The following is a 22,703-nucleotide window of genomic DNA, read 5'->3' on the forward strand; positions in this document are numbered from 1 at the left end:
TGAGATCACCCATCAGGCTCGCAGAACGGTGCACTCGCAAATGGTCGCCGAGGATCATCAGTTGACTGTGTTCGCCGTTGACCAGGTTGAGATAGACGTCTGAGTCGCCTGGGTTGTTCGACAGCACTCCCTTGAGTTTCGAAATGTTGTCGATGGTGCACTGGTCCGTCCGCAGCGTTAGACGAAGCGGCAGGCCAGCACCGTTGCCGGGGCCAAGTTCGGGGACTTTGACGTCGTCGCCAAACAAGCTCATACGCTCGTCGCGAATTGAGACATGTGCTCTGACCAAAATGATGTTGTCCTCCACAATTTGCGGAGCGACGAGCGCGTACACCTTGTTGAAGAGCAGCACATCCACCTGCGCGCCGTGGTGATCCTCGATGGTCACAATCGCCCAGGGGGAACCGTCCTTCTTAGAGAAGCGTCGGTCCACATTCGAAATCAACCCACCGATGGTGACCTCTGCGCCGTTACGCAGTTCACCGGACAGGATGGTGGTGAGCTGCGTATCGGTCTGTGCATCGATGGCTTCCTCGTACCCATCAAGCGGGTGCCCGGACACGTATAGGCCAAGCATTTCGCGCTCGAGGGCGAGTTTGTGCTTACGGTCCCATTCGTCTTCAGGTACTTCAATGGCAAACGCAGAGTTCGCGGAACCGTCCTCGCCGCCAAGGCCCGCGAAGAGGTCGAATTGGCCCTTGTCAGCGGCCTTCTTCGTCGCCAAGACTGAGTCCACCGCGTCTTCCTGGATCAGCATCAAGCCTTTACGCGGGTGACCCAAAGAATCGAACGCGCCTGCCTTGATCAGCGATTCCGTGATGCGCTTGTTGCACGGAAGGAGATCGATCTTGTCCAGGTAGTCAGAGAAGCTGGTGAAGTGCCCCTTGGACTTGCGGGTCTCTTTGATGGACTCCACCACTTCCGCACCGACGTTTCGCACAGCCGCAAGTCCGTAACGGATGTCTTTGCCGACAGCCATGAAGTTCTCTTCAGACTCGTTAATATCTGGCTGCAACACGCTAATGCCCAAGTGGCGGCAATCCGCCAGGTAAATCGCGGACTTGTCCTTCTTATCACCAACAGAGGTCAGCAGCGCGGCCATGTACTCAGCGGCGTAATTCGCCTTCATGTAGGCAGTCCAGTACGACACCAACGCATAGCCTGCGGCGTGCGACTTGTTAAACGCGTACGACGCGAACGGCTCAATCGTTCCCCACAGTGCATCGACGGCTTCCTTGGAGTAGCCGTTTTCAAACATGCCGGCAGAAAACGTCTCGTACTCCTTCGCCAGCACCTCCGGCTTCTTCTTACCCATGGCTTTACGGAAGCCGTCTGCCTGACCAGCCGTGTAGTTGGCTACCTTCTGCGAGATGTTCATGATCTGCTCTTGGTAGACGATCAGGCCGTAGGTTTCGTCGAGAATCTCGCGCAGCGGCTCCTCAAGCTCCGGGTGAATCGGAGTGATCGGCTTGCGCCCATTCTTGCGGTCGGCGTAGTCCCAGTGAGCGTTCACACCCATCGGGCCCGGACGGTACAGAGCGAGCGAGGCGACAATATCGTTAAAGCCCGTCGGCTTCATACGCTTGAGAAGCTCCTGCATACCTCCGGAGTCGAGCTGGAACACTCCAAGGGTGTCGCCACGAGACAGCAACTCGTACACCGCCTCGTCGTCGGTGTCCAAGGCTTCAAGGTCGATGGTCTCGCCGCGGTTCTTCTCCACGTTCTCCAGCGCGTCGCCAAGCACTGTCAGGTTGCGTAGGCCGAGGAAGTCCATCTTCAGCAGGCCAATGGCCTCGCACGCCGGATAGTCCCAACCGGTAATGATCGCACCGTCGGCAGGACGCTTCCACATCGGAATGTGGTCCATCAGCGGCACCGACGCCATAATCACCGCACATGCGTGCACACCTGCTTGGCGCACAACGCCTTCAAGTCCACGGGCGGTTTCATAGATCTTGGCCACATCCGGATCTGTCTCGATCAGCGAGCGAACCTCAGCCGCTTCCGCGTAGCGCTCGTGCTCCGGGTCCGTGATGCCGGACAGCGGAATATCCTTCGCCATAATTGCTGGTGGCAAGGCACCGTTGATGCGGTCGGCCATCTGGAAGCCCGGCTGGCCGAAGTTCACCTTCGCCGAGTCCTTAATCGCCTGCTTTGTCTTCACCGTGCCAAAGGTGATCACCTGGGCGATCTTGTCCTCGCCCCAACGCTCGGCGGCGTAGGTGATCATTTCTCCGCGGCGGCGATCGTCGAAGTCGATATCGATATCCGGTGCGGACGGACGCTCCGGGTTGAGGAATCGCTCGAAGAGCAGGCCGTGCTCCATCGGGTCAATATTTGTAATGGTCAACGCATACGCAACCAACGAACCAGCGGCGGAACCACGACCGGGACCAACGCGAATGCCGATCTCGCGGGCGTGCTTAATCAGCTCCGCAACGATCAGGAAGTAGGAGGGGTAGCCCTTCATGTCGATGACGTCGATCTCGTAATTCGCACGCTCGGTGTATTCCTGCGGAACCTCTCCCCCGTTGAAACGCTCCGACAGTCCGCGGCGAACCTCCTCACGCAGCCACGTCGTCGGAGTGTGTCCCTCCGGAACGTCCGCGATCGGCATGCGATCGTGCGGGTGTTCCTCCCACAACTCGCTGTAGTCGCCGACACGCTCCGCGATCCACAGGGTGTTGTCGCACCCGTCAGGCACGGTGGAGTCCCACAACTCACGCATCTGTTCGGCAGTCTTGATGTAGTAGCCGGAGCCATCAAACTTGAAGCGGTCCGGATCCAGCAGCGTCTTGCCTGTCTGGACACACAGCATTGCCTCGTGCGCGGGCGCCTGGGATTCGAGGACGTAGTGGCAGTCGTTGGTCACCAGCGGCGGCAGTTCAAGCATCTCTCCGATGCGCAACAGGTCGTCGCGCACGCGGCGTTCAATATGCAACCCGTGGTCCATCAGTTCAAGGAAGTAGTTGTCCTTGCCGTAGATGTCCTGCCACATCGCCGCAGCCTCCAACGCGGCGTCAAACTGGCCTAGACGCAGGCGAGTTTGCACGTCACCGGACGGGCAGCCAGTGGTCGCGATAATGCCGTCAGCATGCTCGGCGATAAGTTCCGCATCCATGCGAGGCCACTTGCCCAACTGTCCCTCGTACGACGCAAGGGAGCTCAGCTTGAACAGGTTGCGCAGACCCGTCGCGTTCTCGGCGAGCATGGTCTGGTGGAGATATGCGCCGGACGCGGAGACATCGTCACGCTTTTGATCCGGCGTACCCCACAGCACACGCTTCTTATTAAAACGAGAGTCCGGTGCCATGTAAGACTCAATGCCGATGATCGGCTTCACACCAGCATCGACCATGCGACGGTAAAACGCATTGGAGCCGAACATGTTGCCGTGGTCGGTCATGCCGACTGCTGGCATGCCCTGGCGGGACACCTCCTCAGCCAGCAAGTCCACCTTTGCCATGCCGTCCAACATGGAGAACTCGGTGTGGTTATGAAGATGAACGAAGGAGGATTTTTTGGCCATGCGGCTCATCTTAGACGGCTACGCAAGTCCGAATTATTCGTAGCGCAGCGCGTCGATGGGCTGCATCTTCGCGGCCTTCGACGCAGGGTATGCGCCGAAGAACACACCGGTCGCCAGCGAGAACAGCAGCGCGAACACCACGGCTCCGATCGGCGGCCATGTCATTTCCAAAAGCGCCGAGCTGGCGATCATGCCGACAGCGCCACCCAGGATGACGCCAATGACGCCGCCGATGAGGCACACCAGCATCGCCTCTACGATGAACTGGACACGAATATCATTGTGGGTTGCGCCGAGCGCTTTACGCACGCCGATTTCGCGGGTGCGTTCAGTAACCGTGATCAGCATGATGTTCATCACGCCGATACCGCCGACGAGGAGCGAGATGCCGCCGATTGCGGAGAGCACGGTCGACAGGGTGCGGAAGATCGTCGTCAAGCCTTCGAGGCTCGCTGAGATATCGAACACCTCGGCCTCGTAGTTGTCGTTACCGGCGTACATGCGATCCAGGTACGTTTGCAGGTCTGCGCGGAACACTTCCGGGTCCTCATCCACAGCAGCACGCACGCTAAACGACGACACCCAGTCCGCCTCCAAGCCAACCCTGCCCGCGGCCGTGACCGGAATGTAGGCGTCCGCAAACGCGGTTTCCCCGAACATGGGCTGGCTCTCCGATTTTTCCAGCACACCGATGATGGTGAACACCGCCGGCTTGCCGTCGATGATGAGGTCGAAGCGGGAGCCGAGCGCCTTGCTCGGATCGTTGTCGAACAACGCCTCGACCAGCTCTGGCGACACAACGGCAACGGGGCGACGACTATCAATGATGTCTTGATCCAACCCGCGACCGTACTGAACCTTCAGGCCACGCATGTCGAGCGAACTCGCAAGCGACGGGTAGATCGACACACTTGAAGTGTTGTCCCCGACCTGTGCGTCACCACCGCCGGAAAGCTCCAGATCGATGCCTTGCACGCGGTCGCCGAACGACGCTTGCAGCTCGTTGAGCTGATCAAACGTGACAGCATCGTTCTCGTTTGTCGGCGGGGCAAGATCAAACGCCGCAAACGGGTCCTCGGATTTCTCGCCTTCTTCCGCGCGTTCGTGCACCATCACCGGGTACGTGGTCGTGCCGGCGTCTTCCAGACCACCCATCACATCGTTCTCGAGAGCACGGCCCAACGTCATGATGATGATCACGGCCATGATGCCGATGATGATGCCCAAAAGCGTCAGCAGCGAGCGCAACTTGTTGGTATTCAGGCTGGACAGCGCCAACCGTAGCGATTCGCGAATATTCACCTAGTTCACCCCACCCGGCTGGCGCACACGAGCGATTTTTCCGTCCATCATTTCCACGATCCGGCCGGTTTCTTCAGCCAACTCCGGGTTGTGGGTAATAAACACGATGGCTTTGCCCAGTTCCTGGTTGAGTTCGTGGAACAGATCCATGACCATGCGTCCGGTTTTGGAATCCAGGGCGCCCGTGGGCTCGTCGGCAAGCAGCAGCCCTGGGTCATTGGCCAGGCTGCGTGCGATTGCCACACGCTGCTTCTGGCCACCCGAAAGTTCGTTGGGGTTGTGGTGCAACCGATCCCCCATGCCCATGCGATCCAGCAGTTCGGCGGCGCGCTCCTCGCGCTCGCGCTTCGGCACACCGGCGTACATCATCGGCATGGCCACGTTCTGCAGCGCGTCGATGCGGCCAACGAGGTTGAAGTTCTGAAAAATGAATCCGATGTTTTGGCTGCGGTAATGCGCCAGTTCCTTGTCCTGCTTCGCGTACACAGGTTCGCCGTTGAAGGCATACGCACCTTCAGTCGGGCGGTCGAGCATGCCAATCAGGTTCATCAACGTCGATTTACCGCAGCCCGAAGGACCCACGATAGAAACAAATTCGCCCTGTTCAGCGTAGAAATCCACGCCGTGCAGTACGGTCAGTTCGCTCGGCTCGCCAACGTTGTACGTCTTCACGATCCGGCGCATGTCGATCAACCTGCCGGTGTTCTCCATGCGCGGCTGCGTATCGACGACTTCCTCCACCGGGACAGTTTCAACTACCGGTTCGTCTTCATCGGCTGGGTCTTCTTCGCCGTCGAGGAAGAACGGGTCGTGGGTGTCTGTCGTGTCGGTCAGGGTGTCGTCGTCAAGCGGACGCTTTTTCCTGCGAAACACTTACGGCTGCTCCTTCTCGCCGTCCTGCTTCTTCTTGCCTTCGCGAGCCTCGCGGACCTTCTCCGGGTCGAAGTTCGGGTCGTTGATCTCAACGGTCTCCCCGATACGCTCGCGGTACTCGTCCGGCCAGTTCACGACAATATCGCCAGCCTTGAGGTCGCCGCCCGTAATGGCAATGTCGACGTCGTTGGACGCACCGGTTTTCACGATGCGTTCCTCGACCTTGCCAGAGGTCGCATCTTCGCCCTCGGTTGCCATGACGAGAACCTTCTTCTTGCCGTCCTCCTCATACACGGCGTCGAGCGGGACGTTGAGCGCGTCCTTCGCCTCAGCGGTAATGATCTCCGCACGCGCGGTACCACCCAGCAGCAGACCTTCCTTGTCGCCGGTGATTTCGATCTCGACCGGGAACGTCACCTCGCTCGAATTTTGCGATCCGCCGCCGCCCATCGCCATGCCAGGAACCTCAGCAGAACCAGAACCGCTCGCGGCCGGCGCAATGCGCGTGACCTTGCCCTTGAACTGCTTCTTGCCAGTTGCGGTCGACGTGAAATCAACCCGGTCCCCGACAGAGATGTTTGGCACGTCCGACTCACGGACGTCTGCCCGGATGACCAGGGAGGAATCGTCGGCAATACTGAGCAATTTGCCTTGCGGGATGTCGCCTTCGTGCACGGAAACCTCGGTCACCAATCCCGCGATCGGGGCGTACACGGTGCCTTCACGGACTTGGTATTCGAGGGTGCCGTCGCCCTCGCCAAGCTGCGCCGACTCGGCCTGACGGGTAGCGGAGCTCACCTGCGCCTGCAACTGGTCACGTTCCTGCGCCGCCTGCGCACGTGCGGACTCAAGTTCCGCCTGAGCCTGCTGCAGCGCCGCCTGAGCCTCCTGCTTGCTCAACGAACCACCAGCGAGCTGCGCCGGAGCTTGCGGTGCCGGTTGTGCCGGCTGTGCCGGTGGTGCTGGAACACCCGGCTTTGCCGTCGCATTGCCAAGCGAGGAGATCTGACCCGCCATCTGCTCCACAGCCGCCATGCCGCGGTTGATCAAGCGCGGGCCGCCCTCTGCAGCAACAGCTGCGTTATAAGCCGCCTGCGCCTGGTCGACCTGCGCTTGAGCAGCAGCAATCGCCGGGTGCGTCCCGTTATTGATGCTTGCCTGATACGCGTTCAACTGCTGCTGCGCCTGCTGCACGTTGGCCTGCGCATCAGCCTGCGCGTTCGCCTGCTGCTTTTGCTGGACCGCCAACTGGCGCTCCAGCTCCTCGGTATTCATGGCAACGAGGAACTGCTGCGCCTGGACCCTATCGCCAGCCTTCACTGCAACGTTCTTTACCTCAGACTGCACCGCGGAGGTGATGTTGACCGTGCGCACCGGCTCAATCTTGCCGGAGACGACAACACTGTCAGAGACGCCTTCCTGGGACACGACGGTGTAATCGCCGGGCTGCAGCCCGTCACCTTCGCCTTCGCCGTTGCCATCGCCACCGAATCCGCACGCGCCGAGCAGCAGTGCGGACGACGTGACAATTGCCAGGCTCACGCGTGTCAGCCGGCGACGTGCGGTCGAGTGATTGGTCTCGGAAGCCAAGGGGTCTCCTCCCGGTAGCAGGCATATAACTCCGCAAACTATACACGGCCCCCAGAGACGTTTCGGGTCAATGCAAACGCTCCCCACACAGCATCAGAAGGCAATACTTCCACGGCGAAAACAGCTGGCTGTTCGGCAACCGCGCGGAGTTCATCGCCTGAACCGTAAACGATCACTGCGTCAATTGGCTGCGTGGTTGCTTGCTGGAAGATTTCGTCACGTAGCTGCCCCGCAGGCGGTTCACCAACCGCGATAGGCGCTCCGCCGTTCGCGACCAGAGCACTCGCCCGGCGCGCCGGCGCAACCGTCACCGCAGCATCGTGAACAGATAATGCTGTATCGAACGTCACAAGCGCGAACGCGGGGGCGTCGGCGGCACGCAAGGTGTCGTCGGCGCGTTGCTTGTAGTTCTCTTCCCCGTCTTCGGGCCCGAGGGTGTCGCCTTGCAGCACAGATGGCAGTGGTGGCGTCGCAACGCCAATCGCCCACAACGCTGAGAGCGCAACACCAGCTGCAAGCAGCGTTGCGACGACCCGCCTACCCGTTACGGACCGCATCAAGCGCCACACGAAGGTCCTCCGGATACTCGGAGGTGACCTCCATATATTCACCGGTACGCGGGTGGACGAACCCAAGGCTGGTGGCATGCAGCCACTGACGCTTCAACCCGAGTTGCTTCGACAGAGTCGGGTCCGACCCATACATCGGATCTCCCACGCAGGGATGGCCCACCGAGGACATATGCACTCTGATCTGGTGGGTCCGGCCCGTTTCTAGGTGGACCTCGATGAGACTCGCCCGGCGGAACGCTTCAATTACCTCGTAGTGGGTCACGCTCGGCCGGCCGTCCTGCGTGACGGCAAACTTCCACCCGGCGGAAGGGTGGCGTCCGATCGGTGCATCGATTGTGCCAACTGTCGGGTCCGGCAGCCCCTGCACCAACGCGTTATAGGTCTTGTCCACGGTGCGTTCTTTAAAGGCGCGTTTCAACGCGGAGTAAGCGGGCACGCTTGCGGCAACGATCATGACGCCGGATGTGCCGACGTCGAGACGCTGCACGATGCCCTTGCGCTCCGGCGGGCCGGCATCGGGAAGCGTGAATCCCATGGCTTGCAACCCACCGACCACATCGGGGCCTTCCCAGCCCAGGGTCGGGTGCGCCGCCACGCCCACAGGCTTATCCACCGCGATGACGTCGGCATCCTTGTACAGGATCTCCAGACCTTCAACGAGTTCGGTGACCGGCTGCGGTGCCCGCTTCGGCTCGGGCAGCGTGACCTCCAGCATGGCGCCTGTGTGGACTCGTTCCGATTTCTGTGCAGCAGTGCCATTAACAAGCACGTCACCGTTCGCGGCAATTTCTGCGGCGACGGCACGGGAGACACCGAACAGCTTCGACATCGCAGCATCGACACGCATCCCGTCCAGCCCTTCCGGCACTGGAAGCGCCCGGAACTTACCCATCGTTGTCCCCCTTCCGCTCTGCAACAAAGGTGGCCACGACAAACACCACCACACCGACCGTAATAGCAGCATCGGCCAGGTTAAACACCGCGAAACTGCCTACGGAGATGTAGTCCACCACATGTCCGAACCAGAATCCAGGCTCACGGAACAACCTGTCGCACAGGTTGCCCAGTGCGCCACCTGCGACCAGCGCTAGACCAAACGCCTCCCAACGTGTGGACATGCGAGGACCAAACCACAGCGCACCAATGACAAACGCAAGTTGGAGGGTGGTGAATAACCACGTCGAATTCTGCCCCATTGAAAATGCGGCGCCCGGGTTAAACAGCAGGTAGAAGCGGAACCAATCTCCGATCACTGGGTGGGGCACTCCGGGTTCCAGCCATGCGACCATGATGATTTTCAGGAGCTGGTCCAGCGCCGCCACGATGAGCATCACAGCGATCACGACACCAAGGTAGCGGGGTGTCGAGCGGGGTTTCGTTGCCTGTTCCATCGCCGTCCCACCTTAGCGCCTCGGACGCTACCCCTGCGTATGCCGTGCGGTACGTTCTTAAAGATGTCTCGTTTAACTGCCGCCGTTGCCGCCGTTGCTTTGTCACTGTCCCTCACCGCATGCGCGGGCGAGGAAGACCTGATCGAGGGCGTGCCCGCGTTCCTTGTGGACGAGCCGGGTGTCACTGTCGTCGATACGGGCGAACATGCTCGCGTGTTGTCGTACACCGAGAACGCCGAGCCCTGGTCCACCACGGTTGCGGTCTCGTCCGGTGTCGCGCAGACAGTGGGCGATCAGGTCCGGGGCGGCGATGTGGCGATCACGACGTTGCCGCTGGACATCTCGGTTGGTGACGCACCTGAACCCGGCGAGGGAGAAGCAGCTGCTTCTCGACGAATCGACTTCACCGTCGGCTCCGGCAAACACTCCAACCTGGACATCGGCCAGGACGTCGCCGCCACTGAAGGCTTCCGCATGAGCTGGCGTGGCGACGACTCCGGGAAGATCTCCACCATCAAACTGCTCGCCCCACCGGAAGCACCGGAGCGCGGCCTGCAACATGTGGAGCCCGCCCTGCTGGCGCTGATCACCCAAAACGTCGTGTTCCCCACCGAACCAATCGGTGAGGGTGGCGTATGGAAGGTGGAAAACCGAGTCGCCGGCGACAACACGATGTTGCGCACCACCACCTACACTGTCGAGTCGCTTACCGATTCCACCGTTGACCTCGCCGTCGACATCGAGGAACGCCCCTCGGAAAAGGACATGACGGTCGACGCCGATGCCGCCGGGGACCTCAACGGCCAGCACATCGAGGTGGAGTCCTCTTCCACCACGTCGAAGGGGCACATCACCGTCGATTTCTCCCGCCCGTTGCCAGTGTCAGGCGAGGTGGAAGCGACAACCCACCTGGTGTACTCCGGCGGGGAGCAAACAACCCGCGTGGTCCAAGACATCACGCGGGCTGTGCGGTACGGCGCTTAACTGATTACAGCGCGGGCGCTGCCGGAGGCGCCTGCTCAGCTGGCGCTTCGGCCGGTGCCTCAGCTGGCGCGGCCGGTGCGCCGGTGTTGCACATGTCTGGGACCTGCTCCGGCGGCAAGGTGTTGCTGACCAGGAAGCACGCCCAGCTTTGCGAGATCTTCCAGTGGCCCTCCTCGTACACAAACTCCACATCCTCAGCCAGCTGCGATTCCGCGTCCGGTCGGGTGAAGTTCACCGTCGCCAACACCGAGTTGGTGGTGTAGCCCGGCAACACCGGGTTGACCACCTGGAAGTTCGCGCCTGATTCCTGCTGAGACTGGGTCATCAGATCGAACAGTTCCGGCGTGGTTTCGCCACCCTGGACGGTGTTCGCGCGTTCTGCGATGGGCAGGTTCGGGTCGGCAGCGCGCTGCAGGACTGCGTTGAGCTCTTCTGCGGTGGGCATTTCTGCCACGGGCGCTGCGTCGGATGCGCTTGCCTGTTCGGCTGCGGTGGTGGTGTTCTCCGTGTTGTCGGACTCGCCCGAGCAGGCGGTCAGACCCAGCGCGAGGCTGGCCGCTGCAAGTGCCGCAGCAAATCGCTGTGCTTTCACGTGTTCTCCTTGCATACCTTGATTGACTTGCTCAACGTTACTGCACTGAAGCCCATTTCTGGCACTCTGGTGCACATGACCGTCTACGTTGTCTCCACCGGAGGCACCATCGCCTCCACCGCCGATGCCTCCGGCGCACTGGTGCCCACCCTGTCCGCCGACGAACTTGTCGCCCGCAGCAAAACAACCCGTGACGTGCGAACTCGCGAGATCGCGAGCCTGGATTCGTCGTCAATGGGGCTCGCCGACATCGACCGCCTTCGTGCGCTGACTAGCACATTGCTTCACGACGACACCCTCACCGGCCTCGTCATCACCCACGGCACCGACTCCATGGCAGAAACCGCCCTCGCGTTAGACCTCGTCCACCGCGATGAACGTCCCGTCGTGTTGACCGGTGCGATGCGCTCCGCCGATCATCCCCACCCTGACGGGCCCGCGAACCTGCGTGGCGCGATCGAGGTGGCCGCCACCCAACGCGGCGGTGGCGCCTTCGTTCACTTCGGTGGCGCAACCTTGCCTGCACGCGGCCTACGCAAGCGGCACACTACCGATCTGGACGCCTTCGACGTCCCCGTTTCACTGCGCCGACCTATGCCTGTCCCCGCTGCGCCATTGGACGGCTTGTTCGTGCCGATCCTGCGTGCATGGCCGGGTGACGACGGCACCGTTGCACATCTTGTCGCCTCGAAGTCCCCCGACGGCGTCGTTGTCGAGGCTCTCGGCGCCGGCAACGTCTCCGACGGCACCGGCGAAGCACTTCGCAACATGCTGCACCGCGGCATCCCCGTAGTGATCGCCACTTCTGCTCCCTACGGTGCAGTGACCTTCGCCTACGGCGGCGCAGGTGGCGGCTCTACCCTCGGCGACCTCGGCGCACTGCCCGCGGGCCACCTCTCCCCCGGCCAAGCTCGTATCGCACTGCTCACCGCCCTGGCAACCGGCGTGAATCACAGCTCACTGCTCTGACAGCCAATCCTCCCACGCCAACGAATCGACGGGGTCGGCCGGGACGAGCGCGGGGTCGTCGCTACGCAAGCTCTTGACCCTGCCAGACCCCGTCGCGCGCGTTTCAAACCGCACCGTGACCCACCCTTTGCCGGCCCCTTGCACCCAACCGTGCCCAAACTCAGGGTGAAACACGTCCTGGGTAGCCCGCCACTGCCCTGGCGTGTCTCCCATCTCTGAGACCACCTCGAGTCCAGCCGGTGCGGCATGATCACTCACCCCAGTTTCGTAGTCCTCCGCCACCGGCGCCGGCTTCACAATCTCCTGATCCAACTCCGGAAACAACACATCCTGCAGCGCATCCTCCAGGCCCGAATACGACACCCCGACAAGCCTGATTGGCCCGACTTCGTCCGGGTAACGCACCAGTCGAAACGCCGTTGCGAGCAGGGTTTCCGCATCGTCGGTTGCATACGGCAGGGTCGCCGAGCGGGATTCAATGCGAAAGTCCGCCATCCGCAGCTTCACTGTCACCGTGCGAGCCCCTCTCCCGTCCTTGAGCAACCGTCGATGCGAATCCGCTGCCGCACGTTCCAGCGCAGTGTCTACCTCCGACGGCTGGGTTAAATCGTTCGGGTAGGTGTGCTCGGAGGAGATCTGCTTCGCCACAGCACGCGGGGCAACCGGCCGCTCATCCACACCGCGAGCAAGCCACCACAGCTGCTTGCCCACCGCACCACCAATCGCGATATCGAGTTCTTTCTCGGTCAGCGCCGCCAAATCCCCAATCGTCTCGATCCCCGCCGACGCTAACTTCGCCTCCGTCACCGGCCCCACACCCCACAGCTCATTGACCGGCATCGGATGCAGGATCTCTAACTGTTCTTCATGCGGGATGACAAACACTCCGTCCGGTTTCGCACGGCCCGAACCAATCTTGGCGTATTGCTTGCCCGACCCAGCTCCGATCGAGCTCGGCAAGCCAGTCTCCTCCTTGATCTCCGCGCGCAACTGGTTCGCCCACTCACGCACCTCGTCAGGGGTAGCACCAATGAGCTCAGCTGGCTCCATGAAGGCTTCATCGATAGACAGTTGCTCCACCACATCAACGTGCTTGCTAATCACCTCGAACACTCGCCTCGACACGGTCGTGTACACCGCCCGCCGGGGTGCCACAAGAACTGCTTTTGGCCCCACCAAACGTGCCGCCCGGTGTGTTGGCATGGCGGAGCGCGCCCCATACTTTCTTGCCTCGTAACTGGCGCCCGCCACGACCCCGCGGCCGGTCACACCCGCAACGAGCACTGGCCGCCCTTTCAGCGTGGGACGGGTGAGCTGCTCACATGACGCGTAGAACGCGTCCATGTCGATATGCAGCACCCAGCGAGTCATGCCACCACTGTGCACCACCGCTACCGCCGAGTTCCAATTTCGTCATTCATCGAATGAGGTACCCGTGATGAAATCCAGGCGACGCGGCAACCCTCGCCCGCGGGAAACAAACCGCGCACCATCGTTAAACGTGAAGAACAGGTCGGTTCCCCTGCTTTCAATTGTGATCGTCCCGTGGCTAACCTGCGAGTGACAACTCGAGCACAGTGGAATGAGGTTATCCATGTTGGTCGAGCCACCATGCTCCCATTCTCGGATGTGGTGGATCTCAATAAACCGGCGATGCGAGCACCCAGGCATGGCACATTGATACCCCCACGTTGCTAGCAACGCCTGCACCTGGCCGTCAGTGGCGAACCGCTGTGCACGGCCGACGTTGATGGTCAGCCCATGTTTGTCCATCAAGTGCAACCGCACCACGGCGTTAGCAAGGTAGCTTCGCACATCCTCTGACCGTGCGGCACGGTTTTCGGGCATCCAACAGCCCCCGCCCTGATTCACCATGAGATTGACCTGCACACCGGGGCTACGAAGCGGACTAATCGGGTGAGCCCGCACCATATCCACCATGGCCAGCAACGCTGCGTAAACGTCCTGTTTCTCCGGAGGCCCGTAGCGCGAAACCGTCTTCGCGATGTCTTCGGCGGTGATCTTTGTCCGTTTCCGTGGTTCGCGATCCTGCTCAGAGGCGACAGCATCCTTGGCGTTGGTGGCGTCGTCGATAAGCAGTTGCACCTTTTCAGGATCGTTGAGATCCTCCGGATCGACGTCCTCCAGACCAAAACTGGCCAACTGCGCCATTTTCAGCGCGGTCAGAAGTTTCTGCCCAGCCACGGCGGGAAGACGGGCCTCGAACGCAAGCATGCCATCGTCGCACTCTCTGGCCCGGGCGAAAGGTTCGGTCGGCTCATCGCCTTTCGGCCCGGCACCGGCGAGCACAAGTTTCAGGTCCGAAAACGCCAGAGACAACGCAAGAGCGACAAGCTCCTCTTCGTTTTGCTCGTCTAGAAACTGCAGGAGAAAACGAACCGTCGAATACGGCATCACCCCAGACTCAAACGCCTCGAATAACCGGCGATACCTGCGCAGGCCCCGGGCAACCCTCACATACTCAAAGGCCGTCGGTTCGGGCAGGTTGAGTTCCCTACGCAACCACGTCGCGGTCGACTTCTCCCCATACTGCGACGCGAGATCCTGCTCATCGAACTGCCCGACTGCTTCAAGCATCCGCGCACGATGGTGATTGGCCGAAAGGTGGTTGACCTTAATCCGGTCTTCGAGCACCTCTGCCGACAAATCATTCGTTCGATCAGCCACCCACTGGCTCACTGCAACTGTCATGTTCACACCCCTTGTTTACAAACATTGACACCTTTATATATCGCATAGGTGTTCGAGTCAATAGTTTTCCTCAAATCTACCCAAAGAGGCCATTCCCCCACCTTGGCTGCGCAGCTTTTTCACTATGCCGCTGCATAGTTTGGAGCAGACGGCGGTTCTTTGTTCGAAAAACTATGCCGCTGCATAGTCGACACATTCGTCGCCACGATGTGTCACCATGACATCTGTGAAGATCATCCAAACGTTAATCTCGGTAGCGCTCGCATCCGCGACCACGCTCACTGCGCTCACTGCCTGTTCCGGTGCAGAAGATATCGCCGCCGATGCTCCCGAGACCAAACTGACACCGACTGAGGTCGCCGAATTATGCGAGAGCGCCGCCAGAAACGCGTCCACCGCCGACGGCGTTGCCTACGACGCCCTAACGGTCTATGCACACGAAGTGCCCACCGACGCAATCACAGGACAGACGTTCGACAGCGAGATCTCCGGTTTTCTCAGCAATGACGAATACATCGGTGAATTCACATTCCGTTGCAGGATCGACGACTCCGACGCCCAAGTGAGCAATTTTTATTTCCCTCCCGAGAACTTTCTCGCCCCGCAATCGGAATCCAGCCCCACAAGGCAAGCACAGCGACAGCACGCACAGCCGCAGCAACCACAGGCACAGGCCGTGGACCCGCAACGCATCGACCCACGAAACAACGGCGCGGGAGTAACCGGCAGGGACGACAACCTGGGCATTTACTATCACAACAAACAAGACTGGCTGTTTCTCGAGGCTCCGGGCAAGGTTGTACCTGGCGCGAAGATTTACAACGTGAACAAAAGCTACTGCTCTACTGGTTTTATCGCGTCGCGGGAAAACCGCACATTCATCGTTACTGCCGGGCACTGCGGCGATGTGGGTGACCAGTTCTACGTCAATGACCAATACGGCGGGTCACTGGTTGTGGGCGAGATGGTCGAATCCTTCTACGAGCGCGACAACACGGGCTTTATCGGCACCGACATCGGACTGATTGAGATTTACGACGATGCCAAGCCGTACGTGGATTCCGCACTGCCCGTAAATTCCCGATTGAAGGGCTGGATCACCCCAACACAAGCGGGGCAAGGCAACATGACCATTTGCCGTCTCGGTGCCACCACTGGCTACTCCTGCGGCAAATTCGTCGAGGTAGATAGGGCCGGCCAATTCGTGTTTCGCAACATCGCTGACAGAGGCGATTCCGGAGGCGCAATCTTCGCGTTCGACGGCACGGACGCATGGGCGCTAGGGGTGACGTCGAACGGCAGCGACTACAACAAGACGCTCACCAGCGGCATGGAAATCGCAGGCGCAATGCAGCACTGGGGCCTCACGCTTCACGGCTAGCCCCTAAAAACACTATGCCGCTGCATAGTGGTCCGGGTCAGGATCCACTATGCAGCGGCATAGTCCGTCAGCGCCTAATTCTTGCGAACGGTGGCGGTCACACCGTCGACAACATCATGGCCTTCGACTGGTTCGGTGACCACATCGAAGGAGGTTGCCAGCGTTTCAGCGGCAATGTGCTCTGCGTGACGACGAGCCCACTCCTCCTTCTCAGCCGGCACCGCAAGCACAACCGCAATGCGATCGGAGACCTCAAGGCCCTCACGCTTGCGCGCATCCTGCAGGCCACGGATGACGTCGGCGGCCCAGCCTTCAGCCTCGAGTTCCTCAGTGACGTTGGTGTCCAGGACGACGAGGCCGACGGCGGCGTCGGCGTCGACACGCGCAGTGCTCTCCGGGTTCTCGGCAACGAGACGCTCGGTGTAGAGCTCCGGAGTAAGCACGATGTCGCCGTCGACCACAACGTCGTCGCCGCGGCGCTCGTAGTTGCCAGCCTTGACGTTCTTGATCGCGCGCTGGACATCCTTGCCCAGCTTCGGACCAGCAACCTTCGCATTAACGACGACCTCGAACGAACCAGCCGAGTCCACATCCGCGGTGAGCTCAACGTCCTTGACGTTCACTTCGTCGCGAATGGTGGAGCGGAACGGCTCAAGTAGATCAGCCTCTGGCAGAGCAACAGTGAGCTTCGGCAGTGGAAGACGGTTACGCAGCTTGTTCGCCTTGCGTACCGACGACGCCGCCGAACACACCGCACGCGTCGCATCCATCGCAGCGACCAGGTCAGCATCCGCCGGCAGGTTGTCTGTCTTCGGGAAGTCAGTCAGGTGCACGGAACGGCCACCGGTCAGGCCACGCCAGATCACCTCAGAGATGTACGGCAGCAACGGCGCGACGGTACGGGTCACGACTTCAAGCACCGTGTAAAGCGTATTGAACGCCTCCGGGTGGGCCTCCTGGCCTTCCCAGAAACGGTCGCGGGAGCGACGCACGTACCAGTTGGTCAGGGTGTCCGCGAAGCGACGCACCTCATCGCAAGCATCGGCGATGCGCGTGTCGTCGAGAGCCTCGCCCACGGCCTCCACCAAGTCGTGGGTCTTGGCCAGGATGTAACGGTCGAGCACGTTGTCGGAATCCACCGACCACTGAGCGTCCTCAGAGGAGTACAGCTGCAGGAAGGTGTACGCGTTCCAGATCGGCAGCAGCGCCTGGCGCACGCCCTCGCGGATACCCTGCTCAGTGACGATCAGGTTGCCACCACGCAGGATCGGCGAAGACATCAGGAACCAACGCATCGCGTCGGAACCGTCGCGGTCGAAAACCTCGTTGACGTTCGGGTAGTTGCCCTTGGACTTGGACATCTTCTGGCCGTCGGAACCAAGCACGATGCCGTGGGCGACGACCTTCTTGTACGCCACACGGTCGAACAGCGCGGTAGACAGCACGTGCTGGACGTAAAACCAGCCACGGGTCTGGCCCGAGTACTCGACGATGAAGTCAGCCGGCTGGCGAGCGTCGTGCTCCTCGCGGTTCTCAAACGGGTAGTGGTACTGCGCAAACGGCATAGAGCCGGATTCGAACCAGCAGTCAAGCACGTCCGGCACGCGGCGCATCATGGACTTACCAGTCGGGTCGTCCGGGTTCGGACGCACCAGTTCATCAATGTGCGGACGGTGCAGCGACTTGGGGCGCTCACCGAAGTCACGCTCGAGCTCATCGAGGGAACCGTAGACATCCACGCGCGGGTGCTCCGGGTTATCGGATACCCACGCCGGCACCGGGGAGCCCCAGTAGCGGGTACGCGAAATGTTCCAATCGCGAGCGCCTTCGAGCCACTTGCCAAACTGGCCATCGCGGATGTGCGACGGGATCCAGTCGATCTCCTGGTTGAGCTCGACCATGCGGTCGCGGATGTCCGTGACCTTCACAAACCAAGCCGGCAGCGCCATGTAGATCAGTGGCTCGCCGGAGCGCCAGGAGTGCGGGTAAGAGTGGACGATGGTCTGGTCACGCACGACACGGCCCTTGGCGCGCAGGTCGCGGATGATGTCGCGGTTCGCGTCGAAGACCAACTTGCCTTCGTAGTCCGGAACCAGCGAGGTGAACTTGCCGTCGGCGTCGACGGGGATGACCAAATCGATGCCGTAGTCCTGGCAGGTGAACATATCGTCTTCACCGAAGGCGGGCGCCTGGTGGACGACACCGGTGCCGTCCTCGGTGGTGACGTAGTCCGCGTTGAGCACCATGAACGCGTTCTCGTGGTCGCGGAAGTAGTCAAAGACCGGCTCGTACTCCAGGCCCTCGAGCTGGGCGCCGGTGAACGTGGAGATGACCTCGTACTCGCCGAGTTCCTTCGCGTATGCGCCGAGCAGGTTCGTCGCCAAGAGCAATGGCGTATCGACGACACCCTCATCCCCCGGCTTCACCAACGAGTACTCAACCTCCGGGTGAACCGCCAACGCCAAGTTCGACGGCAGCGTCCACGGCGTGGTGGTCCAGGCGATCGCAGCCGCATCGTGCAGTTCAGGGTGCTCAGCCCACGTCTTCTCCGCAGCGTAGCCGGCGCGCCCGCCGGTGAACGGCATGGTGACGGTGACGGTAGGGTCCTGGCGGTCGCGGTAGGAATCGTCGAGACGCGTCTCCTGGTTGGACAACGGCGTGTGCTCTGCCCAGGAGTACGGCAGCACACGGAAGCCCTGGTAGATCAAGCCCTTGTCGTAGAGCTCCTTGAACGCCCACATGACAGATTCCATGTACTCCGGGTCCATGGTCTTGTAGCCGTTCTCAAAATCGACCCAACGAGCCTGGCGGGTGACGTACTCTTCCCACTCGCCGGCATAGTGCATGACGGACTTCGCGCAGTATTCGTTGAACTTCTCCAGACCCATGTCATGGATCTGGGCTTTGTCAGTGATGCCGAGCTGCTTTTCTGCCTCAAGCTCCGCAGGCAGACCGTGGCAGTCCCAGCCGAACACACGCGGCACGTGGAAGCCGGTCATCGTGCGGTAGCGCGGAACGATGTCCTTGACGTAGCCCGTCAGCAGGTGGCCGTAGTGAGGCAGACCGTTAGCAAACGGCGGGCCGTCATTGAACACGTATTCTTCGCTGCCTTCACGCTGCTCAAGCGATGCCTGGAACGTTTCATCCTTGTTCCAGTAGTCGAGCACAGCGCGTTCCATCTCGGGAAACTTGTCGCTGCCTCCGGTCATATCGACCTTGGGGTAGACGTTGCCAACCATGACACTCCTCCACACACAATCTGCAGGGACGCATGTGCTGCGCGGTACCACCCTGCTTGGGGCGAAAGCCCCCACTTCATTTGTGGTGAAGGAAGTGACGTCTTCCCATTTAACGTCCGGTTCTAATAAGCGCGATGCCGTTCTTCCGGAATGCTCCCCGGTGATAGCCGGATCAAAGCGTTACGCCCGGAAGTGTAGCACTCCCGGGCGTTGAGGTTTTACTTCTCGTTCGGCGCCGTAGTTGAGCGGGCCTCGAGTTCCTCGAGCTGGGACTCAAGCAGCGTCTTCAGGCGAGTACGGTACTCGCGCTCGAAGGTGCGCAGCTCCGCAATGCGATTCTCCAGCGCAGTCTGCTGCTGCTTCACCGTGTTCATAATCTCGGTGTGCTTGCGCTCTGCGTCTGCCTTGAGCTTGTTGGCCTTCTCCTCCGCTTGGCGGATCTGGGCCTCGGCGCGGGAAGCGGCCTCGCCAGTGGTCTCCTCGGCCTTCTTCTGGGCCTCGGCGACGAGCTGCTTGGCGCGAGTCTCCGCCTCCTGCAGCTGAGACTGGGAGCGGGTCTGAGCGTCCTGCAGTTGCTTCTTGGACTTCGCCTCAGCCTCGGCCACCTCACGCTCTGCAGCGCTGCGTGCGTCTGCCAGCATGGAGGTTGCCTCTGCCTGGGCATCGCTGGTCAGACGGTCTGCCATCTCCTGTGCAAGGCCGAGCACCTTGGCAGCCTGGATGTGCGAATCCTGCGAAGGCTCTGCCTTCTGCGGGGCGGTGTTGACCGCCTTGGACACGCCTTCAGCCGGACGCTTCGCAGCCTGTGCGCAAGCTTCCTCAGCCTGCTTGCGGGCTGCTGCCGCATCTTCCTTGGCAGCCTTAGCCTCAGCCTCGGCCTTGTCCTTGGCTTCCTTCGCGGAACGCAGCTGCGCCTCGTAGTCAGCGCGGATCTTCTGCTCCACCTCGCGGCGGATTGCAGCCTCGTCTGCGGAAGAACCGGCTGCTGCCGGTGCCGCTACGCCAGCGCCACCCTCTTCGAGTCGTGCGCGGAGCTCTTCGTTTTCATCCTGGAGCTGTGCAAGCGCGTCTTCAACCAGGTCGAGGAACTGATCAACTTCGTCCTCGTTGTAGCCCCGCTTGCCAATCGGGGGCTTGCTGAAAGCGACATTGTGCACGTCAGCTGGCGTCAACGGCATTTGCGTTCCCTTCATGTTCTTGTAACGGACCCGCGTCTGCGGGTCGCGAATGCGCCCCACGTTACGGGAACGTACTTAATTTGTCTGCTGAATTGTAACTGTTTCGTCTACACAACGCACATGACAGCGCGCTAATGCAGTGCCGGAACGATCATCGTCGCCCGGATAACCATCTGGAGCAGGGAAAGTGCCAGGAAAAGCACGATCACGCTCACATCGAGCCCTACTCCCCCGTTCAACCTCAACGGGGGGATGAGCTTGCGTAATGCAAACACTGGAGGGTCGGTGATCTTGAACAGTGGTTCCGCCACCATGATGAACCAGTGGGGCGGGTCGAAGTGCTTCGAAAATGCCTGAATCATCTCAATGATGATGCGCACGACGACAATCAGCGAGTAGATGCCGATGACGGCGTAAAGAATTGCTCCGATAAGTGCCACGCGTTCACACCCTACAGGTTGTCTAGCGCAGGCCCGCGGAGCGCTTCAGCGCATCTTTGTCCACGTTGGCGTTTTCCGGGACGATGGCAAACAGGCGCTTGCGAGTGTCCTCACCACGGGACAGGTTGTGCATGCTGCCGCGCAGGCCGAAGCACAGGCCAGCAGCAAAGTCGACGATGCGCTTTGCATCGGCGGTGTCCAGATCGGTGAGGTCCATCACCACTGCGTCGCCATCGCGGAACGGCTCGCCGATCTCCTTGGCATCGTTGTAATTACGCGGAGACACGTTGACGATGCGCGGGGTCGGACGGTAGCTGGCGCGTGTCGACGACACCTCGCGGTGGTCACGCTCATAACGCGACGGACGCTCAGCACGGTCGTACGCGCCAGCGCCAGCAGTCGAGGAAGTTTCGGAGTAGCGCGAATCCTCAAAGTAGGCGTCGTCCTCGTTGTTCTCGATCGGACCGAGGCCGAAGAATTCTTTTGCGCTGCCAAAGAAGGACATAGTGGGGCTCCTTGGGGGTGGTTTTGCGATGAAGGTCAGCCTACGGGGCGGGGCCCAAGCAGCGCTGTTCCGACACGCACGAGATCGGATCCGCACGCGATTGCTGTCTCAAAGTCCCCGCTCATACCGGCCGACAAGATGAGGTCGCGGCCGAGGTGGGCGGAGGTGTCGTCGACAAGCGCACGTGCCCTGCGGAACACCGTCTCGGGGTCGGAGTTCAACGGGGGCACGACCATGAACCCGTCGAGGCGAAGATGCTCGGAATTTTCGACCGCCTCGATGATTTCCGGCACGTCGTCGTAGGAGGCGCCGCCACGGGCGGTATCGCCGTCGTCGGAAAGCTGGATCAGGCACGGCAGGGTGTCCGTGGTGCGGTCGCCGCGCTCGAGGGCAAGCGCCATGCCACGGTCAAGGCCGTGGGCGAGTTTGACCGAGTCGAGCGAGTGGACCTGAGCCGCCCAACGCGCGACGGCGTTAGCTTTCTTGGACTGGATCTGGCCGATCATGGCGATCTGGCACCGCCCATCCAGAGCTTCAGCCTTCGCGCGGGCCTCCTGCTCGCGGTTCTCACCGACGAGGGTGATGCCTGCCTCGGCGAGTTCAATAATGCGCTCAACGGGGTGGAATTTGGTCACGGGCAAGAGTTGCACGCTGCCTTCCGGGCGGCGGGCGGCGCGCTCGGCGTCGTGAATCTGCTTGGTTACGGTTTCAAGGTTATGCATCTGGCATCCAAATCACGCCGGCCTGACGTCCGGTGACGCCCTCGCGGCGATGAGAGAAGAAATCGGTATCGGTGATGGTATCGCGCGGATCTGCGTCGATGTGGGTCACGCCCATGCTCATCAGTTGGCGCACAAGCCCGGCACGGACGTCGATGCCCGCGGTCCCCTGCTTGGTGGTTGTGCGCGAGCCGGGCAAATGCTTTTCGACGTCCGCAGCCATCTCGGCAGGCACCTCATAGGACTCACCTGCCGCCGCCGGCCCGAGCAGCACCTGGATACGCTCCGGGGCTGCGCCAAGCGCCACCATCTCCTCGACGGTGCGGCGCACAATGCCGTTGCGAGCTCCCATACGGCCCGCGTGGGCTGCGGCGATCACACCTGCGCTGTGGTCGGACAGCAGCACGGGGGTGCAGTCCGCAACCAGCACGCACAGCGCGAGGTTTTTCTCGCGAGTCACGATCGCGTCAGTGGTCGCAACCGGCTCATCCGCAGGCCCGTCGACCACGGTGACGGTGTTGGTGTGGAGTTGTTCCATCCACACGAAACGCTCGGCGGGAAGGCCCAAGATGTCGGCGAGACGCTGACGGTTCGCGGCGACGTCGGCTGGGTCGTCGCCAACATGCGTTCCCAGGTTGAACGCATCGTACGGAGAACGCGAAACCCCGCCAGCACGGGAAGTAAACACCATGCGGACGGGGCGGTTGGAAAGATCTGGCATGCCAGC

General features: G+C 61.2%; 19 protein-coding genes. 3 read left to right on the plus strand and 16 right to left on the minus strand.

The features are described from left to right. From dnaE to lspA, 7 genes are all read right to left on the minus strand, one after another. The coding region (gene dnaE / locus HMPREF3171_RS07445) for a DNA polymerase III subunit alpha (protein WP_246815346.1) at positions 1–3,529 on the minus strand (3,529 nt) is incomplete at its 3' end. A gap of 33 nt (positions 3,530–3,562) precedes the next feature. Then, positions 3,563–4,831, minus strand: a complete 1,269-nt coding sequence (locus HMPREF3171_RS07450) for an ABC transporter permease (RefSeq protein WP_070450908.1) — start codon at positions 4,829–4,831, stop codon at positions 3,563–3,565. After that, positions 4,832–5,542 carry an ABC transporter ATP-binding protein gene (locus HMPREF3171_RS07455; RefSeq protein WP_070422382.1) on the minus strand — a complete coding sequence of 237 codons (711 nt, stop codon included), beginning with the start codon at positions 5,540–5,542 and terminating at the stop codon, positions 4,832–4,834. Between the two features lie 162 nt (positions 5,543–5,704). Beyond that, positions 5,705–7,294 carry an efflux RND transporter periplasmic adaptor subunit gene (locus HMPREF3171_RS07460; protein WP_070450906.1) on the minus strand — a complete coding sequence of 530 codons (1,590 nt, stop codon included), beginning with the start codon at positions 7,292–7,294 and terminating at the stop codon, positions 5,705–5,707. Positions 7,295–7,332: 38 nt separating this feature from the next. Continuing rightward, positions 7,333–7,851 carry a hypothetical protein gene (locus tag HMPREF3171_RS07465; RefSeq protein ID WP_141743379.1) on the minus strand — a complete coding sequence of 173 codons (519 nt, stop codon included), beginning with the start codon at positions 7,849–7,851 and terminating at the stop codon, positions 7,333–7,335. Next, positions 7,832–8,758, minus strand: coding sequence for an RluA family pseudouridine synthase (locus HMPREF3171_RS07470; RefSeq protein ID WP_070422209.1), 927 nt, complete (start codon positions 8,756–8,758; stop codon positions 7,832–7,834). The genes HMPREF3171_RS07465 and HMPREF3171_RS07470 overlap by 20 nt, the downstream gene beginning before the upstream one ends. Further along, the gene (lspA, locus tag HMPREF3171_RS07475; protein ID WP_070422208.1) at positions 8,751–9,257 is read right to left on the minus strand and encodes a signal peptidase II; all 507 of its coding nucleotides are present in this window, start codon (positions 9,255–9,257) and stop codon (positions 8,751–8,753) included. Before lspA ends, HMPREF3171_RS07470 begins: the two co-directional genes overlap by 8 nt. Before the next feature lie 63 nt (positions 9,258–9,320). Here lspA and HMPREF3171_RS07480 point away from each other — a divergent pair, with 63 nt between their 5' ends. Beyond that, on the plus strand, positions 9,321–10,241 hold the full coding sequence (locus HMPREF3171_RS07480) for an oxidoreductase (RefSeq protein WP_141743380.1): 921 nt from the start codon (positions 9,321–9,323) through the stop codon (positions 10,239–10,241). Between the two features lie 4 nt (positions 10,242–10,245). On the opposite strand, the gene HMPREF3171_RS07485 is transcribed toward HMPREF3171_RS07480, so the two are convergent. Next, positions 10,246–10,833, minus strand: coding sequence for a WKL family lipoprotein (locus HMPREF3171_RS07485; RefSeq protein ID WP_070483960.1), 588 nt, complete (start codon positions 10,831–10,833; stop codon positions 10,246–10,248). Positions 10,834–10,908: 75 nt separating this feature from the next. Between HMPREF3171_RS07485 and HMPREF3171_RS07490 the strand changes: the two genes are divergently transcribed. Further along, on the plus strand, positions 10,909–11,802 hold the full coding sequence (locus HMPREF3171_RS07490; RefSeq protein ID WP_070484142.1) for an asparaginase: 894 nt from the start codon (positions 10,909–10,911) through the stop codon (positions 11,800–11,802). Here HMPREF3171_RS07490 and HMPREF3171_RS07495 read toward each other — a convergent pair. Together HMPREF3171_RS07495 and HMPREF3171_RS07500 are read right to left on the minus strand one after the other, a co-directional pair. Continuing rightward, positions 11,791–13,173, minus strand: coding sequence for a DNA polymerase IV (locus HMPREF3171_RS07495; RefSeq protein ID WP_070483962.1), 1,383 nt, complete (start codon positions 13,171–13,173; stop codon positions 11,791–11,793). The genes HMPREF3171_RS07490 and HMPREF3171_RS07495 overlap by 12 nt on opposite strands. Before the next feature lie 42 nt (positions 13,174–13,215). After that, positions 13,216–14,514, minus strand: a complete 1,299-nt coding sequence (locus HMPREF3171_RS07500; RefSeq protein WP_070483964.1) for an HNH endonuclease signature motif containing protein — start codon at positions 14,512–14,514, stop codon at positions 13,216–13,218. 217 nt (positions 14,515–14,731) lie between these two features. Here HMPREF3171_RS07500 and HMPREF3171_RS07505 point away from each other — a divergent pair, with 217 nt between their 5' ends. Then, complete coding sequence (locus tag HMPREF3171_RS07505) at positions 14,732–15,895, plus strand: S1 family peptidase (protein WP_070483966.1); 1,164 nt, start codon at positions 14,732–14,734, stop codon at positions 15,893–15,895. 74 nt (positions 15,896–15,969) lie between these two features. On the opposite strand, the gene ileS is transcribed toward HMPREF3171_RS07505, so the two are convergent. The 6 genes from ileS to pgeF all read right to left on the minus strand — a co-directional run bounded on the left by ileS (position 15,970) and on the right by pgeF (position 22,697). Next, positions 15,970–19,134 carry an isoleucine--tRNA ligase gene (gene ileS, locus HMPREF3171_RS07510; RefSeq protein ID WP_070483968.1) on the minus strand — a complete coding sequence of 1,055 codons (3,165 nt, stop codon included), beginning with the start codon at positions 19,132–19,134 and terminating at the stop codon, positions 15,970–15,972. A 218-nt stretch (positions 19,135–19,352) separates the two neighbouring features. Then, entirely contained in the window at positions 19,353–20,312 is a 960-nt protein-coding gene (locus HMPREF3171_RS07515; protein ID WP_070483969.1) for a DivIVA domain-containing protein, read from the minus strand. A gap of 131 nt (positions 20,313–20,443) precedes the next feature. Further along, on the minus strand, positions 20,444–20,752 hold the full coding sequence (locus tag HMPREF3171_RS07520) for a YggT family protein (RefSeq protein WP_070422201.1): 309 nt from the start codon (positions 20,750–20,752) through the stop codon (positions 20,444–20,446). Between the two features lie 22 nt (positions 20,753–20,774). Then, a complete protein-coding gene (locus tag HMPREF3171_RS07525) occupies positions 20,775–21,257 on the minus strand; it encodes a cell division protein SepF (RefSeq protein ID WP_070483971.1) in 483 nt (160 codons plus the stop codon). A gap of 35 nt (positions 21,258–21,292) precedes the next feature. Next, positions 21,293–21,979 carry a YggS family pyridoxal phosphate-dependent enzyme gene (locus HMPREF3171_RS07530; RefSeq protein WP_070483973.1) on the minus strand — a complete coding sequence of 229 codons (687 nt, stop codon included), beginning with the start codon at positions 21,977–21,979 and terminating at the stop codon, positions 21,293–21,295. Further along, the gene (gene pgeF / locus HMPREF3171_RS07535; RefSeq protein ID WP_070483975.1) at positions 21,972–22,697 is read right to left on the minus strand and encodes a peptidoglycan editing factor PgeF; all 726 of its coding nucleotides are present in this window, start codon (positions 22,695–22,697) and stop codon (positions 21,972–21,974) included. Before pgeF ends, HMPREF3171_RS07530 begins: the two co-directional genes overlap by 8 nt. Positions 22,698–22,703 lie beyond the last annotated feature (6 nt).

This window comes from Corynebacterium sp. HMSC08F01, from assembly GCF_001807545.1.
GTDB lineage: Bacteria > Actinomycetota > Actinomycetes > Mycobacteriales > Mycobacteriaceae > Corynebacterium > Corynebacterium coyleae.

What these genes read in the sequence shown, in the direction of transcription:
- HMPREF3171_RS07455 (WP_070422382.1), bottom strand. Translation starts at nt 5,542, where the DNA reads ATGGAGAACACCGGCAGGTTGATCGACATGCGCCGGATCGTGAAGACG.
- HMPREF3171_RS07465 (WP_141743379.1), bottom strand. Translation starts at nt 7,851, where the DNA reads ATGCGGTCCGTAACGGGTAGGCGGGTCGTCGCAACGCTGCTTGCAGCT.
- HMPREF3171_RS07470 (WP_070422209.1), bottom strand. Translation starts at nt 8,758, where the DNA reads ATGGGTAAGTTCCGGGCGCTTCCAGTGCCGGAAGGGCTGGACGGGATG.
- lspA (WP_070422208.1), bottom strand. Translation starts at nt 9,257, where the DNA reads ATGGAACAGGCAACGAAACCCCGCTCGACACCCCGCTACCTTGGTGTC.
- HMPREF3171_RS07480 (WP_141743380.1), top strand. Translation starts at nt 9,321, where the DNA reads ATGTCTCGTTTAACTGCCGCCGTTGCCGCCGTTGCTTTGTCACTGTCC.
- HMPREF3171_RS07490 (WP_070484142.1), top strand. Translation starts at nt 10,909, where the DNA reads ATGACCGTCTACGTTGTCTCCACCGGAGGCACCATCGCCTCCACCGCC.
- HMPREF3171_RS07495 (WP_070483962.1), bottom strand. Translation starts at nt 13,173, where the DNA reads ATGACTCGCTGGGTGCTGCATATCGACATGGACGCGTTCTACGCGTCA.
- HMPREF3171_RS07500 (WP_070483964.1), bottom strand. Translation starts at nt 14,514, where the DNA reads ATGACAGTTGCAGTGAGCCAGTGGGTGGCTGATCGAACGAATGATTTG.
- HMPREF3171_RS07505 (WP_070483966.1), top strand. Translation starts at nt 14,732, where the DNA reads ATGACATCTGTGAAGATCATCCAAACGTTAATCTCGGTAGCGCTCGCA.
- ileS (WP_070483968.1), bottom strand. Translation starts at nt 19,134, where the DNA reads ATGGTTGGCAACGTCTACCCCAAGGTCGATATGACCGGAGGCAGCGAC.
- HMPREF3171_RS07515 (WP_070483969.1), bottom strand. Translation starts at nt 20,312, where the DNA reads ATGCCGTTGACGCCAGCTGACGTGCACAATGTCGCTTTCAGCAAGCCC.
- HMPREF3171_RS07525 (WP_070483971.1), bottom strand. Translation starts at nt 21,257, where the DNA reads ATGTCCTTCTTTGGCAGCGCAAAAGAATTCTTCGGCCTCGGTCCGATC.
- HMPREF3171_RS07530 (WP_070483973.1), bottom strand. Translation starts at nt 21,979, where the DNA reads ATGCATAACCTTGAAACCGTAACCAAGCAGATTCACGACGCCGAGCGC.
- pgeF (WP_070483975.1), bottom strand. Translation starts at nt 22,697, where the DNA reads ATGCCAGATCTTTCCAACCGCCCCGTCCGCATGGTGTTTACTTCCCGT.